This is a genomic window from Micromonospora sp. CA-248212 (assembly GCF_050948405.1).
Classification (GTDB): domain Bacteria; phylum Actinomycetota; class Actinomycetes; order Mycobacteriales; family Micromonosporaceae; genus Micromonospora.
The window spans coordinates 2523708-2537550 of sequence record NZ_CP192023.1 but is presented as its reverse complement, the minus strand read 5'-3'; the positions used below and the strand labels follow the sequence as shown (position 1 = coordinate 2537550).

17 protein-coding genes and 1 pseudogene are annotated in these 13843 nt (G+C 72.3%); 10 read left to right on the top strand and 8 right to left on the bottom strand.

The window, feature by feature from the left end:
• Positions 1 to 125: 125 nt before the first annotated feature.
• Together ACQP03_RS12305 and ACQP03_RS12300 are read left to right on the top strand one after the other, a co-directional pair.
• Positions 126 to 572, top strand: coding sequence for an SRPBCC family protein (locus tag ACQP03_RS12305; RefSeq protein ID WP_357119722.1), 447 nt, complete (start codon positions 126 to 128; stop codon positions 570 to 572).
• A 141-nt stretch (positions 573 to 713) separates the two neighbouring features.
• Complete coding sequence (locus ACQP03_RS12300) at positions 714 to 1481, top strand: polyprenol monophosphomannose synthase (protein ID WP_355053415.1); 768 nt, start codon at positions 714 to 716, stop codon at positions 1479 to 1481.
• A 93-nt stretch (positions 1482 to 1574) separates the two neighbouring features.
• On the opposite strand, the gene ACQP03_RS12295 is transcribed toward ACQP03_RS12300, so the two are convergent.
• A complete protein-coding gene (locus ACQP03_RS12295) occupies positions 1575 to 3185 on the bottom strand; it encodes a phytoene desaturase family protein (RefSeq protein WP_357119725.1) in 1611 nt (536 codons plus the stop codon).
• A gap of 72 nt (positions 3186 to 3257) precedes the next feature.
• On the opposite strand from ACQP03_RS12295, the gene ACQP03_RS12290 reads away from it, so the two are divergent.
• Positions 3258 to 4691, top strand: coding sequence for an aldehyde dehydrogenase family protein (locus tag ACQP03_RS12290; protein ID WP_433460901.1), 1434 nt, complete (start codon positions 3258 to 3260; stop codon positions 4689 to 4691).
• 66 nt (positions 4692 to 4757) lie between these two features.
• Here the strand turns inward: ACQP03_RS12290 and ACQP03_RS12285 are convergent, their stop codons facing one another.
• Positions 4758 to 5159, bottom strand: a complete 402-nt coding sequence (locus ACQP03_RS12285) for a ChaB family protein (protein WP_357119731.1) — start codon at positions 5157 to 5159, stop codon at positions 4758 to 4760.
• A 178-nt stretch (positions 5160 to 5337) separates the two neighbouring features.
• Between ACQP03_RS12285 and ACQP03_RS12280 the strand changes: the two genes are divergently transcribed.
• The 4 genes from ACQP03_RS12280 to ACQP03_RS12265 all read left to right on the top strand — a co-directional run bounded on the left by ACQP03_RS12280 (position 5338) and on the right by ACQP03_RS12265 (position 7683).
• Complete coding sequence (locus ACQP03_RS12280; protein ID WP_433460900.1) at positions 5338 to 6315, top strand: YihY/virulence factor BrkB family protein; 978 nt, start codon at positions 5338 to 5340, stop codon at positions 6313 to 6315.
• Positions 6316 to 6397: 82 nt separating this feature from the next.
• Positions 6398 to 6814 (top strand): DUF2795 domain-containing protein, encoded by a 417-nt coding sequence (locus tag ACQP03_RS12275; protein WP_007458076.1) that lies wholly within the window; start codon positions 6398 to 6400, stop codon positions 6812 to 6814.
• Positions 6815 to 6861: 47 nt separating this feature from the next.
• Entirely contained in the window at positions 6862 to 7323 is a 462-nt protein-coding gene (locus ACQP03_RS12270; RefSeq protein WP_357119737.1) for an SRPBCC family protein, read from the top strand.
• A 108-nt stretch (positions 7324 to 7431) separates the two neighbouring features.
• The gene (locus ACQP03_RS12265; RefSeq protein ID WP_355053421.1) at positions 7432 to 7683 is read left to right on the top strand and encodes a hypothetical protein; all 252 of its coding nucleotides are present in this window, start codon (positions 7432 to 7434) and stop codon (positions 7681 to 7683) included.
• On the opposite strand, the gene ACQP03_RS12260 is transcribed toward ACQP03_RS12265, so the two are convergent.
• Entirely contained in the window at positions 7638 to 8909 is a 1272-nt protein-coding gene (locus ACQP03_RS12260) for an MFS transporter (RefSeq protein WP_357119740.1), read from the bottom strand. The genes ACQP03_RS12265 and ACQP03_RS12260 overlap by 46 nt on opposite strands.
• A 157-nt stretch (positions 8910 to 9066) precedes the next feature.
• Here ACQP03_RS12260 and ACQP03_RS12255 point away from each other — a divergent pair, with 157 nt between their 5' ends.
• Positions 9067 to 9276 (top strand): hypothetical protein, encoded by a 210-nt coding sequence (locus tag ACQP03_RS12255; protein WP_357119743.1) that lies wholly within the window; start codon positions 9067 to 9069, stop codon positions 9274 to 9276.
• A 106-nt stretch (positions 9277 to 9382) separates the two neighbouring features.
• On the opposite strand, the gene ACQP03_RS12250 is transcribed toward ACQP03_RS12255, so the two are convergent.
• Both ACQP03_RS12250 and ACQP03_RS12245 read right to left on the bottom strand, forming a co-directional pair.
• Positions 9383 to 9706, bottom strand: a complete 324-nt coding sequence (locus ACQP03_RS12250; RefSeq protein WP_357119746.1) for a nuclear transport factor 2 family protein — start codon at positions 9704 to 9706, stop codon at positions 9383 to 9385.
• A gap of 59 nt (positions 9707 to 9765) precedes the next feature.
• The gene (locus ACQP03_RS12245; protein WP_357119749.1) at positions 9766 to 10596 is read right to left on the bottom strand and encodes an SDR family NAD(P)-dependent oxidoreductase; all 831 of its coding nucleotides are present in this window, start codon (positions 10594 to 10596) and stop codon (positions 9766 to 9768) included.
• Positions 10597 to 10654: 58 nt separating this feature from the next.
• Here ACQP03_RS12245 and ACQP03_RS12240 point away from each other — a divergent pair, with 58 nt between their 5' ends.
• A complete protein-coding gene (locus tag ACQP03_RS12240; protein WP_357119752.1) occupies positions 10655 to 11305 on the top strand; it encodes a TetR/AcrR family transcriptional regulator in 651 nt (216 codons plus the stop codon).
• 186 nt (positions 11306 to 11491) lie between these two features.
• On the opposite strand, the pseudogene ACQP03_RS12235 reads toward ACQP03_RS12240, so the two are convergent.
• Both ACQP03_RS12235 and ACQP03_RS12230 read right to left on the bottom strand, forming a co-directional pair.
• Positions 11492 to 11725 (bottom strand): annotated as a pseudogene (locus ACQP03_RS12235) (hypothetical protein); the annotation flags it as partial.
• Positions 11726 to 11824: 99 nt separating this feature from the next.
• Positions 11825 to 12265 (bottom strand): hypothetical protein, encoded by a 441-nt coding sequence (locus tag ACQP03_RS12230; RefSeq protein ID WP_357119755.1) that lies wholly within the window; start codon positions 12263 to 12265, stop codon positions 11825 to 11827.
• Between the two features lie 160 nt (positions 12266 to 12425).
• Here ACQP03_RS12230 and ACQP03_RS12225 point away from each other — a divergent pair, with 160 nt between their 5' ends.
• On the top strand, positions 12426 to 12779 hold the full coding sequence (locus tag ACQP03_RS12225) for a DUF6401 family natural product biosynthesis protein (RefSeq protein WP_357119758.1): 354 nt from the start codon (positions 12426 to 12428) through the stop codon (positions 12777 to 12779).
• Positions 12780 to 12839: 60 nt separating this feature from the next.
• On the opposite strand, the gene ACQP03_RS12220 is transcribed toward ACQP03_RS12225, so the two are convergent.
• On the bottom strand, positions 12840 to 13703 hold the full coding sequence (locus tag ACQP03_RS12220) for a mechanosensitive ion channel family protein (RefSeq protein ID WP_357119761.1): 864 nt from the start codon (positions 13701 to 13703) through the stop codon (positions 12840 to 12842).
• Positions 13704 to 13843: the final 140 nt, after the last annotated feature.

Below are 13843 nucleotides of genomic sequence, written 5' to 3'. Positions count from 1 at the left end.
AAACGTCGTCGTCGGCGCCGTGGGCCAACGCCACCGGCGGTGCCCCGGTCGGCCTTACCCGCCGCCCGGAAGAAGCTAACCCGCCGGCTCGTTAGCCTCCGTCACCGCAGGGGTATGGGAGTCCAGTGGCGATAGTGGAGAAAGTGATCGACGCTCCCCCGCAGCAGGTGTTCGACGTGCTGGCCGACGGGTGGACGTACAGCGACTGGGTGGTCGGTACGGCGCACGTGCGCGACGTGGACGACGCGTGGCCCCGGGTGGGCAGCCAACTGCACCACCGGGCCGGCCCGTGGCCGTTCTCGTTGCAGGACGCCTCGACGGTGCTGGTGTGCGAGCCGCCGCACCGGCTGGTGCTGCGCGCCGGGCTGTGGCCGGCCGGGGAGGCGATCGTCGCGTTCACCCTGGAACCGGTCGACGGGAGCGCCACCCGCGTCCGGCTCGGTGAGGACTTCGCGGCCGGTCCGCTGCGCTGGGTCCGGAACAAGGCCAACGACCTCGTGCTGCACCTGCGCAACCGGGAGACGCTGGCCCGGCTCTCCGACATCGCCACCCGGCAGAGGGGCCCGCAGTGACGCGGACGGTGGTGCGCCGCCGCCCGCGCTGAGCGCGCCGCCACCTGCGGGGGGCCGGACCCACGGGGAGCCTTTTCAATCCGGGTCGGGCAACTGGCTACCCTCTGGGGTAGCCGTGTCCGCAAACCGAGGATGTCCGACATGATCGAGCCCGTCCAGCTGCCGTCGCCGTGGCGAGACGTACACCTGACAGTCGTCGTGCCCACCTACAACGAGGCGGGCAACCTGCCGGCGCTGGTCGAGCGGCTGCTCGCGCTGCCGCTGCCGGGGCTGCGCATCCTCGTCGCCGACGACAACTCCCCCGATGGCACCGGCGAGGTGGCCGACAAGCTGGCCATCGAGTACCCGGAGCGGATCGAGGTGATGCACCGGGCCGGCAAGGAGGGCCTGGGTCGGGCGTACGTCGACGGGATGACCCGGGCGCTCGAGGGCGGGGCCGAGTTCGTGGCGCAGATGGACGCCGACCTGTCGCACCCGCCGGAGGCGCTGCCCGGGATGCTGGGCGCGCTGCTCTCCACCCAGGCGGGCGTGGTGATCGGTTCCCGGTACGTGCCGGGCGGCGAGCTGGACGAGAACTGGCCGCTGTACCGCCGCGCGCTCAGCGGCTGGGCGAACCTCTACGTGCACACGCTGCTGCGGGTGCGCATCCGCGACCTGACCGCCGGCTTCAAGATCTGGCGGGCCGACGCGCTGAAGGACATCGGCCTGCACCGGGTGCAGTCCAACGGCTACAGCTTCCAGGTGGAGATGCACTACCTGGCCACCAAGCTGGGGCACACCATCCTGGAGGTCCCGATCCGCTTCGAGGAGCGGCGTGACGGCGTCTCCAAGATGACCACCGCGACCAAGGTCGAGAGCGCCCTGATGCCGTTCCGCCTACGCAGCAAGCACCGCAACATCACCCCCTGACCCCCCCCCTAACCCCCTCCCTCCCCCCGCGTCGATCAAGAGGTTTGCGTCAGAATCCGGCCCGCCGGTGACGCAAACCTCTTGATCACCGCGTCAGGTGGGGGGGTAGATCGCTCGGTGGGCTGTGGTTACGGCCGCCTTGTAGGCGGTGCCGGTTAGGGCGCGGTCGCGGGCCAGGGCCGCGCGGGCCGCGTTCGCGCCCGGCGCGCCGTGCACCCCACCGCCCGGGTGCGCCGACGAACTGGCCAGGAAGAGCCGGTCCACCGGGGTGTCCGCGCGGCCCAGGCCGGGGATCGGGCGCAGGAACAACTGTTGGTACGCGGCGGCGGTGCCCCCGCCCAGCGCGCCGCCGACCAGGCTCGGATCGCCCTTCTCCAGGTCGGCCGGTCCGGCCACGTGCCGGCCCACGATGAGCTGCCGGAAACCCGGGGCCGCCGCTTCGAGCACGTCCTCCATGCGCTGCACGTGTTCGGCGATGTCCTCGGCCCGCCAGTTCCGGCGGAACGGCAGGTGGGTGTACGACCAGAGCGACTCGGTGCCCGGCGGCGAGTGGCTGGGGTCGGCCACGGACATCTGCCCGACCAGCAGGAACGGGTCGCGGGGCAGCTCACCCCGGGCCAGCTCGCCGGCGTAGCGGGTCAGCCCGTCGAGGTCCGCGCCGAGGTGCACCGTGCCGGCCCCGGCGATCGCCCGGTTGGTCCACGGGACGGGGGCGGAGAGCGCCCAGTCCACCTTCAGCGTCGAGCCGTCCCACCGGAAGTGCGCCAGGTCCTCCACGAGCCGCGACGGCAGGACCGCCGCACCGACGAGGTCGAGGTAGAGGGCGGGCGCCGGCACGTCGGCGAGGACCGCCCGCCGGGCCCGCCACAGCGTGCCGCCCTCGGTGCGTACGCCCATCGCCCGGCCGCGCGCGGTGAGCACCCGGTCGACGCGCGCGCCGTACAGGATGCGGCCGCCGCGTTCGGCGAGGCGGTCCACCAATGCGTCGGTGATCCGCCGCGCGCCGCCGTCGGGCACCGGCCAGCCGACCTGCTGGCCGAGCATGGCCAGCAGCCAGCCGTACACGCCGGAGCCGGCCTCCTCGGGGGACAGGTCGGTGTGCAGGGCGCACCCGGCGAGCAGCGCCGGGCCCCCCTCGCCGTCGAACAGCTCGTCGCCGAGTTTGCGCACCGGCACCACGAGTCGGCGGGCCAGCCGCAGCGCCCCCGCGACCCGCAGCCGGCGCAGCAGACCCAGTCCGCCGCGTACCGGCGGGAACGGCGTGGTGATCGCCGTCAACATCGGCTCGGCCACCTCGAGCCAGTCCGTGTACGCGTTCAGCCAGCGCTTCCCGTCCCCGGGGGCGAACTGTTCCAACGAGGCGGCCGTGGCGTCCGGGTCCCGGTTGATCACCGCGGCCCGCCCGTCGGGCAGCAGGTGCGCCAGCACGTCCGGGGCGTGCCGCCAGGACAACCCGTGGCGGCCCAGGTCGAGGCCGTTGAGCACGGGCGAGGCGTACCCGAGGGGGTAGAACGAGCTGTAGAGGTCGCTCAGATAGCCCGGCGCGGTCACCTCGGCCGACTGGACGGCGCCGCCGGGTACGGCGGTCGCTTCCAGCACGACCACGTCCCACCCGGCGTCGGCCAGCAGGTTCGCCGCGACCAGGCCGTTGTGCCCGGCGCCGATGACGACGGCGTCCGCGCCCTGCGCGCCGGTGGTAGTCATCCGACCCGCCTACCCGGGGCGCAACCGGGCGAAACGCGTTTGTCTCGCCGGGACCCGGGCATCCAGCGCCGCATGTACACGGTTGCGCAGCTGGTGGGCGGGGTGTGGGGCGCGGGCGGGTCCGGCGGCGAGCTGGTCGTGTGTGATCCGGCGGACGGCGAACCGGTCACCTCGGCGCCGGTCGCCACGGCCGACGAGGTCGGCAAGGCGGCCCAGGCGGCACGCGAGGCGGCCGACGAGTGGGCGGCGACCGCGCCGGCCGAGCGGGCGGCGACCCTGCACCGGGCCGCGGACGCGGTCGCGGCGCTCACCGACGAGCTGGCGGCGGCGGTCACCGCGGAGATGGGCAAGCCACTCGCGGACGCCCGCGGCGGCGTCGAGGCGGGCATCGGCACCCTGCGACAGTACGCGGAACTCGCGCCGCTGCGCGGCGGACGGACATTGCACGGCGCGACCGACGCGGTGGACTTCATGACTCCACAGCCGCGCGGCGTGGTCGCCGCGATCACCCCCTGGAACGACCCGGTGGCGGTCTCGTGCGGGCTGCTCGGCGCGGCCCTGGTCACCGGCAACGTGGTGCTCTACAAGCCGAGCGAGCGGACGCCCGCGACGGGTTGGCTGCTGGCCCGGGCCCTGGACGGGGCGTTGCCGGCGGGCGTGCTGTCCCTGCTCACCGGCGGCCCGGAGGTCGGCGCGGCGCTGGCCGCGCAGGACGTGGACGTGATCGCGCACTTCGGGTCCACCGCCACCGGGCGCAAGATCGCCGCCGCCGCTGCCGGCACCGGCGCGAAGGTGCTGCTGGAGAACGGCGGCAGCGACCCGCTCATCGTCGACGCGGGTGTCGACCCCGAGTGGGCGGCGCAACAGGCCGCGCTCGGCGCGTTCGCCAACGCCGGGCAGATCTGCGTCGCGGTGGAGCGGATCTACGTACATCGCGACCTGGCCGACGACTTCGTGGCGGCGCTGGTGCGTCGGGCCGACGCGTTGCGGGTCGGGCCGGGGCGCGACCCGGGCACCGAGTTGGGCCCGCTCGTCGACCGGCGGCACCGCGACCACGTGCACGGACAGGTGACGGCGGCGGTGGCGGCCGGCGCGCGGGTACGCACCGGCGGGGAGCTGCCGGACGGACCGGGCGCGTACTACCCGGCCACCGTGGTCGCCGACTGCCGGCACGACATGGCGTTGGTACGCGAGGAGACGTTCGGGCCGGTCGCCCCGGTGGTGGTGGTCGACTCGTTCGACGAGGCGCTGACCTGTGCGGCGGACTCCCCGTACGGGCTGGCGGCCACGGTGCTGACCGCGTCGATGAGCCACGCGCAGCGGGCCTGGCGGGAGCTGCCGGTGGGCACCGTGAAGGTCAACGCGGTGTTCGGTGGGGCGCCGGGCGGAGCCGCGCATCCGCGCCGGTCCAGCGGGCAGGGCTTCGGCTACGGCCCGGAGCTGCTGGACGAGTTCACGGCCACGAAGGCGGTGCACATCGAGGCGCCCGGCGGCGGGCGGTGGTAAACGGTCAAAGCGGCACGGGGCGGACGCAGGGGTGGCGCGTCCGCCCCGTGCCACGCTGCGCGTGGGTCAGTCGCCGCGAGCCTTGCGGGTCGCCCGGTCGTTGGCCTTCTCGATGGCCGTGACCAGCTCCGACTTGGTCATGCTGGACCGGCCCGGCACGTCCAGCTTGCGGGCCACCGACATCAGGTGGTCCTTGCTGGCGTTGGCGTCCACCCCACCGGCGGTAGGGGCACGCCGCTCGGGGCCTCCACCGGCGGCCTGGCGGTCGCTCGGGCCCTTACGGCCCTTGGGCTCCCAGTGGTCGCCCACCTTCTCGAACTGGTGCTTCACCGCCGCGAAGGCGGTACGGTGCGACCGCTCGCCCTCGCCGTAGGTCTCCACCGCCGAGTCGTGGGTCTTCTCCCAGGTGCGCTGCGCCTTGTCCGAGGAGCGTCGCAGCGTGCTGGGCATGTCCTCGCGCGCGGGCATCTCGTCCTCCTGATGCATCGACAGAGTCACTGTGTCCGTTCCCCGCGAGCGCGGCGGCAAACCCTAGCGGCGTCGGCGGGCCGCCGAGCGGGTTTGTCGATTTCCCGCCCTGGGTACCGGCCGGTCCAGGCCAGACCGGACGACCGGTCATCCGGTGGCCGGGGCACAGGGAGCGGGCATGACGACCACGGATCCCGGCACGACACTCACCGGTTCGGGGATTCCCGGGCGGATCCGGCAACTGAGCTGGCGGACGTGGCGCGGGGTGCTGGTCCGCAGCGTGCAGAACTTCGTGAACGACAACTGCTCGGACTGGGCCGCCGCGCTCACCTACTACGGGGTGCTGGCGCTCTTTCCGTCCGCCATCGTGGTGGTGGCCCTGGTCGGCCTGGTCTCCTCGGGCGAGCGGACCCTCGACACGGTTGTCGACCTGGCCAAGCAGGTGGGCGCCGGTTCGGTGGTGGCCGACGACGACGGCGGCGTGGTCGGGGTGATCCGCTCGGTGGTCGTCCAGCAGAGCAACGCCAAGGTGCTGCTGAGCTTCGGTCTGCTCGGCGCGCTGTGGTCCGCGTCGGGCTTCATCGGTGCGTTCACCCGCGCCTCGAACGCCATCTACGGGGTGACCGAGGGCAGGCCGGTCTGGCGGCTGCGGCCGTTGCAGATCGGCCTGGCCGCCGTGACGCTGGTGCTGCTCGCGGTGGTCGCCCTCGCTCTGATCGTCAGCGGCCCGGTCACCGACGCGGTCGGCGACCTGATCAACGCCGGTGGTCTGGCGCGAACGGTGTGGAGCGTCGCGAAGTGGCCGGTGCTCGCCCTGGTGATGATGGTGCTGCTGTCCCTGCTGTTCTGGATCGCCCCGAACGTGCGCCAACCCCGTTTCCGCTGGCTCACCCCCGGCGGCGCGGTGGCCCTGCTCTCCTGGGCGGTGGTGTCGTTCGGTTTCGGCTTCTACGTCGCGAACTTCGCCACCTACCAGACGACCTACGGCAGCCTGGGCGCGGCCATCGCGTTCCTGGTCTGGCTCTACCTGTCCAACTGCGCCCTGATGCTCGGCGTGCAGATCAACGCCGAGGTGCAGCGCGGCCGGCAGTTGCAGGCGGGCGAGCGGGACGCGGACGATCCGGTGCTGCCGCCACGCAGGCCGGCCGAGGGCTGAAAGGGACCGGATGTCCGGCCCGAGGGCCGGTTCGTGACCGGGTGCCGGTTTACCGGGCGGGGTGCCGGGTAGCGCAGAAGGCATGGAGCGTGGCAACAGCAAGCACGGACCGAGGATCGACGAGCAGATGAGCCAGGAGGTCAGCGGCCTCGTGCAGGGGCCGGGCACCGGCGGCTCACGGGTCGACGAGTCCCGGGTGCCCGAGCCGGCCGGTGAGGACCAGCCGGAGACCACCACGGCCCCGGCGGGCGACCTGCGCACCGGCACCCCGCAGGGGATGAGTTCCACGGACGTGGAGCAGCGCAGCCGGCTCGGCCGGTTCATCTCGATGAGCGCGCTGCCCGGCGACCGGTTGGTGCTCATCGCCAGCGCGCGGGAGAACGAGGCGCCCGACGACATCGTGGCGGCGCTGGAACGGCTGCCCGAGGGCACCGAGTACCAGACGGTCTCCGAGGTGTGGGCCGCGCTCGGCCACAAGAACGAGACAACCCGCTGGTAGTGATCGCCCCCCGATCCGACAGACAGCGGCCGAAGGAGGATTGACCGATGAGTGGCGTTACCGAACACGTTGAGGTTTCCGTACCCGTGCGGACCGCGTACGACCAGTGGACGCAGTTCGAGGAGTTCCCCCAGTTCATGGAGGGCGTGCAGGAGGTCCGGCAGCTCTCCGAGACGATGACCCACTGGACGGTGGACATCGCCGGTGTCAAGCGCGAGTTCGACGCCGAGATCACCGAGCAGCTTCCCGACGAGCGGGTCGCGTGGCGTTCGACCGGCGGCACCCAGCAGGCGGGTGTGGTGACCTTCCACCGCCTGGACGAGAGCAAGACCCGGGTCACCCTCCAGCTCGAGTTCGAGCCGCACGGTGTGGTCGAGCAGGCTGGCGACAAGCTCGGCATCGTCGACCGGCGCGCCAAGGGCGACCTGGAGCGGTTCAAGACGTTCATCGAGCGGCGCGGTCAGGAGACCGGCGCCTGGCGTGGCTCGGTGGACCGCCCGCAGCCGTGATCGGGCGTACGCGATCAACGATGGCCGCCGGTTTCCCGGCGGCCATCGTCGTGTTCCGGGCCGCGGCGCACCTGTTTGCGATCATCGCGCCCGGGTACCGCTGATGGCATGACGGACGACAGGGTGTGGCGGGACGAGGAGCGGCTGCCGCTGGAGGAGTTGGAGCGCGCCGTGGCGGGTTCCAGCATCGACGGGCAGGCTGACGACGTGACCGGCAACGACGCCGGCGAGGAGGCCGCCTTCGGGCACGGGCCGGCTGCGGCCGACCGGGGCGGCGAGGCGCCGGGGCGGGAGCCGACCGACCCGGAGCGCGCCTACCGTCCCTCCACGACCGGCCGTACCGGACCGGACAACGGATAGTCCACGCCGGGCGGCCCGGTCCGCCCGGCGTCCCCGGACGACCGGCGGGCGCCCAGCTCGTAGAGCACGATCAGCGCCAGCGCGAGCACCACCAGGGACGGGCCGAGCGCCTGTACCGACACGTTGCTGATCAGCACGCCGAGGCCCGCCGGAACGAGCGCCGCGCCCAGACCGGCGGCACCGATCTGCAACCCGATGGCGCGGTCCGCGTGCGCCGCGCCGACCCGCTCGGCGGTGGTGAGGGTGAGCAGCGGGAACACCGGCGCGGCGGCGAAACCGAGCACGACCAGGCCGAGCACGGCCAACACGGCCGAGCCGGGGACGGCGATCAGCGCCGCGCCGACGGCCATGCCCGCCAGGCTCACCCGCAACACCAGCCGGGGCCCGAGCCGTTCGGCCACCACCCCCTGCACCACCCGGCCGACGAAGAGACTCCCCCAGTACGCGGAGACGCAGCCGCCCGCCACCGCGCCGGTCAGGCCGCGCCCCTGGGTGAGCAGCAGGAACGCCCACAGCCCGGCGGACACCTCGATGGCGACGTACAGCGCGAAGGCCAGTGTCCCCGACCAGACGACCGGCAGCCGCAGGGTGGCCAGGACCGGCACCCGGACCGGCGCGGCGGTGTCGGACGTTTCCGCGTCCGCCCCGGGAGCGGGATCGCGGCGTCGCCACGCGCGTACGGTCAGCGCGAACGCCGTGGCGAGGGCGAGCTGGGCGGCGGCCACGATGCCGTACCCCCACCGCCAGGCCAGTCCAGCGCTCAGCGCCGCTGTCATGATCAGTGGACCGATCGCCACGCCCAGGCCGAAGAAGGCGTGCAGCCAGTTCATGTGGCGCGGACCGAACGCGCCGGCGGCGTACGCGTTGAGCCCGGAGTCGACAGCGCCGGAGCCCAGCCCGAGCAGCAGCGCGCAGCCCACGATCACCGCCAGCCCGGGGCTCAGGGCGTATCCGGTCAGCGCCAGGCTGGCGAGCAGGGTGCTTCCGGCGAGCAGCGCGCCCACGCCGATGCGGGCCAGCGTGAACCCGGCCAGCACGCTGGAGGTGAGGTAGCCGACGGTGCCCGCGGTGAGCAGCAACCCGACGGCCTCGGTCGGGATGCCGAAGTCCGCCCGGATCGACGGCCAGCCGACGCCGAGCAGGCCGTCCGGCAGGCCGAGGCTGACGAACGCGAGGTAGGCCAGCAGGAGCAGCGCGGCGCGGGGTGGCGGGGGCGAGGTGGACATGGGACAGCATCCTGCCGCAGCGCACCGTACCGTCGTCGGAAGGCGCCCGCCCGCTGCGACAAGAAGTGGTGTCCGGACGGTCGAGAAAGCGGACAGCTCAGTCAGAATCGGCCGATCGGGGGACGGCAAACGCGCGTGTTCGCGTAAGAATTTCGGGATGCATCAAGGCTCCGGAATCCTCTCCACGCGTCAGCGCCGCATCGCCTGGCTCGGCTTCCTGCTCGCCGCGCTCCAGGCGCCGGTGTCGGCCCGGCTCGTCTCCGACGACTCGTGGCTGTTCAGCGTCTGCGTCGCGCTGATGGTGGCCACCGTGATCATCGCCGACGACGCCGCCCGTCGTCGGCCCGCCAACGCCCCCAGCGAGTAGAGCGGCCAACCGCACTTCCGGCCAGGGGCGCTCTGCTGGTGCCGCTGGCTGCCCGTTCCTGGTCACCGGCCGGAACCGCCCTGCGGCAGTTCCGGCCGGCAACGAATCAGACGGGCTCGATCGCAAGGCCGCTGATCTGGTCGTCCTTGATGTCGAACACGAGGGCGAAGGACAGGGGCCCGCCAGGGAAATCACCGTCCCCGGAGGCCACCAGCCGGTCGTGGGCGAACGAGGTCGGCGTGAGCACGACCCTGGGGTCGATCAGGTGCCCCTGGATCCACTCGCGGATCTCGGCCTCCCCGGTCCAGGTCTGCCCGTCATCGCGCACGGTGGCCCCGTCGCCGAAGACCGCGGCCAGCTCGTTCGCATCGTGCGCGTTGGTCGCCGTGATGAAGTGATCGACGGCCTTGGGCAGAGTGATGTCGTTCATTTCTTCTCTCCAGTCTTCTCGGGTGCCAGGACGCGGGCGCGTCCTGGTGTGTGACAGGCTCAGAAGTCCGCTCCACGGGAGAGCTTCTCGTTCGCGCGCAGCTCCGCGAGCGCGTTCTCGTGCATCGCGACAACGGCGTCGTAGCCGGAGTTGCCGAGCACGATCCGCTTCGGCGGGACGGGTGCGTTCAAGGCGCTGATCACGGCCTGCACCCCACGAACGGGGTCTCCCGCCTGCTTTCCGTTGTGGTCCACGAACGCCGCCCGGACGCCCTCGACCATCGGCAGGTAGGCGTCGACGGTCTCGTTGACGTCCTCGTTCTGGAAGTAGGCGAAGGCCTTGGTGCGGAACGCTCCCGGCTCCACGACGAGCACGCGCACGCCGAACGGCTCGACTTCCTGGCGCAGTGTCTCCGACAGTCCTTCGATCGCGAACTTCGCCGCCGCGTAGTAGCCGAACCCCAGCGCGCCGACGAGGCCTGCCACCGACGACATGTTCACGATCCAACCGTCGCCGCGTGCCCGCATACCGGGCAGGACGGCGCGTACCACCTCGACCACGGCGAACAGGTTGAGGTCGAACGTGCGGCGGATCGTCTCGTCGGGGGCACCCTCGATCGAGCCGTACCAGCCACGGCCCGCGCTGTTGACGAGCACGTCGATCCCGCCGAACCGCTCCTCGGCCGCCCTGACCGCCGCACGCACCTGGTCGGCATCGGTGACGTCGAGCTGCAGGACCAGCACCCGGTCGCCGTAGGACTCAGCCCACTCCCGCAGCTCAGCAGGCCGACGCGCGGTCACCACCACCTGATCGCCCTGCTCCAGGGCAGCCTCGGCATAGACGAGGCCGAACCCGCCGGGCGTCCCACCCGTGATGAACCAAGTCCTCATGGACTTCTCCTTTCGCTATAGCGAGCAATGTAGCGCTACATGAGCTAATGTAGCAACTATGCAGAACGCACGAGATCGACTCCTGCTCGCCGCGGCGGAACTGCTGGAGAGCGGCGGCACGGTGTCCACCAGGGCGGTGTGCGACCGCGCCGGCGTGCAGGCCCCGACGCTGTACCACCACTTCGGCAGCAAGCAGGGCCTGATCGACGCCGTGGCGAGCCACGGCTTCACCCAGTACACGGCGATCGAGAACTCTGGCGACCCGCTGAACGACCTGCGCGAGGGCTGGGACAGACACGTACAGTTCGGGCTGGAGCACCCGTCGTTCTACGGGCTGCTCTACGGCCGCGCAGAGCCGGGAAGGCCCTGCGCCGTCACCGCTCCCGCGCACGCCGCGTTGCGCGACCGGTTGACCGCCGCCCGGGGCCGACTCAAGGTGCCGGCGGCCGATGCCGCCGAACAGGTGTTGGCCGCCAACGTCGGCATCACGCTCACCTTGATCAGCCAGCCAGAGCCGGATCTCGAGCTGTCCGGACGTGTCCGCGAGGCCGCGCTGGCCGGAGTCCTGCGCATGGCCCCCACCGACGCCCCCGCGACTCGTGCGAGCGCCGCGCTGACGCTACGTGCGCTGGTCGGCGACGACCCGGGCGACCTCACCCCCGGCGAACACGCGCTGCTCGGCGAGCTCCTGGACCGCCTGGCCCGTTAGGCCGTGTCTTTGAAGGATCTTGGTGGAGAATGATGTAGCGCGGCCTTCGACGGCCTGGGACGAACTCTGGCGTTCCGACCGCCACGCCATGCGACCGACGGTGACAACACCCCGGTGAGCGTGATGCCGGTGAGTCATCTAGATGACTCACCGGCATCACGCTCACCAGCACGACCGCCGCCGCTCAGCGCCCCGGCCCCGACCGTCCACCCCGACCGCCGGCGGCTCGACGCGGGCCAACCACGGCTCCAACGCCCCCACCGTGCCGGCGAACGTCGTCGCCGGGACGGCGACGAACAGCCTCGCGACCACCTCGGTCTCGCCCGGCTCGATCTTCAGCGTGCGGTCGGGGGTAAGGCTGGTGCCGTGGGTCGCGCCCTCCCAGCCCAGGTCCTGGCTGGCCCGGTCGATCACCAGCCGAAGCGGCGCAACAGTCCGGCGGCCAGGGCCACGAACGCTCCTGGTGAATGACGGGGACCGGCCCATCAGGCCCCATCATTCGCGTCCGCCAGTCCAGTGTCAGTCCGGGCGGGCCTCGTGCCCCGGCTGGCCCCGGGTGCGGCGGCGCTCCTTCATCTCCGCCTCGTAAAGGTGTCGCCGCCCGCCCACCAGTTCGTCGCGGGCCTGCTGGTCCAGCTCCCGGAACAGCGCGTGGTAGCCGTCGTCGAAGTCCTCGACGATCTGGAAGGTCCACCGGCCGGCGATCACGTTGCGGCCCAGCAGCTCGGTGTCGATCCGCTCGGCGATCCGGTGGTGCCCGGCCGCGCGGAACGTCTCGATCGCGTCGTCGAGCATCAGGTCGGCGTGCCCGATGAGCTGGTGCAGCGAGTACAGGTGTCCGCGGGCCCGTTCGACGCACTCCAACGCCTCGCTGAGCTTGCCCAGCGCGGCGACCGTCTCGTCGCTCACCCCGGCCGGCCGCCGGTGCTGCTCGTCCGGCCCGTCCGCCCGCTGCCCCATCGCCGCTCCCACACTCTGCGCCGTCCTGCGTCGTCCAGTGCCTGGTGCCCCGTCTGTGCCGGATCAACCCTCGCGGCCAGCGTCGCTCGTCCGGTGGCACAACCCACAAGCACCGAGCGGCCGAGGTCGGTCGATCACCGGTCGGTTAGCCTCGGTCACCATGCGTGTGCCGTTCAACCGGGTCGCCTCCCCGACCGCCGTCGAGTCGGCGCGGTCCACCCTGGCCGCCCTCACCGTCACCGTGGGCACCGCCGGCCTCGCGGCCGCCGCCGCGCGTCCCGGGCTGCTGGCGCTGGTCGACCAGCACGCCGCCGCCGTCCGCGACAGCCTGGACGGTGACCGCCGGCCGTTGACGGCCGCGGCGCTCGCCGGCTACGCCGAGGGGGTACGCGACGCCGCCCTGGAGCACGGGTGGGCCCCACCGCGCGGGTCGGTGGACTGGAGCGCGCCGGAGTGGCCGCTGGCCCGGCTGGTCGCCGTCTGCGCGCTGGCCCGCTCGCTCGACCGTTCCTGAGCACGCGGAGGGCGCCCACGCGAGCCGCGTGGACGCCCTCCCTCGCACGATCACGCCCCGTTACGGGCGGTACTGCTGGGTTTCGTCGGCCGCACCGGACTGGTACGTGCCACGTCCGCCGGCCACCGTCGACTGCTCGTCGACCCGGGGCATGGCCTGGGTCCGGTCGCCGCCACGGTCGGCCATCTGCCGCTCCATGTCGCCGCGCCCCGCCGAGGCGGCCCGCCGGTGCTCCTGCACCGCCTGGGCTTCCCGGGCGGCCCGGTCCAGCCAGCCGTCCCAGCGGTTCTGCATCGGCTTGACCAGGCCACCGCCGACGCCGACGATCAGGATGCCGGCGACCGTTGCGAGGACCGCGATCAACACCGGAGTGGTGACCGTGGTGGCGATACCCACCTGGTTCAGGGCGGCGATCACGCCGAGCGCGATGATGAAGATCGCCGTCAGGTCCGCCAGGACCTTGCCGTACGAGAGTCCGCCCAGCGCCCCGGTGACCAGATCCCGGACGGCGTTGGCGATGGCGGCCGCGACCACCACGATGACGATCGCGATGAACGCGCGCGGCAGCCAGGCCACCACACCGCGGATCAGGTCACTGATCGCGTTGGGCCCCCAGACTCCGAAGGCGAACTGCAGGGTGAACAGCAGGACGGCGTAGTACGCCAACCTGGCCAGGATGTCGCTGGCGTCGTACTTCGTTCTCTCAAGTGCCCGTTTGATGCCTCCGCGTTCTACCGCTTCGTCGAAGCGCACCCGTTCCAGCACCGCATCCACGATCTTGAGGACCGCTCTGGCGATAAGCCAGCCGACCACGAGGATGACGATGAAGGCCACTGCCTTCGGGATGAAGAGCAGCACCGACCTCCAGGTGTCGGCGATGGCGTCGCCGATGTCGGCCTGCCGCACCGCGAGGGTTTTCAGCATGATGTCCCTCCTGTCGCGTGGACTGCGCCGGGCGCATACCCGGCCACCGGTACGGCAGTCCGGGCGGCTCACTGCCATTTTTCCGACAAGTCGACAAACAGGGGCCTTGACCTGCCCGAACAGCAACCGCGCCGGGGGTG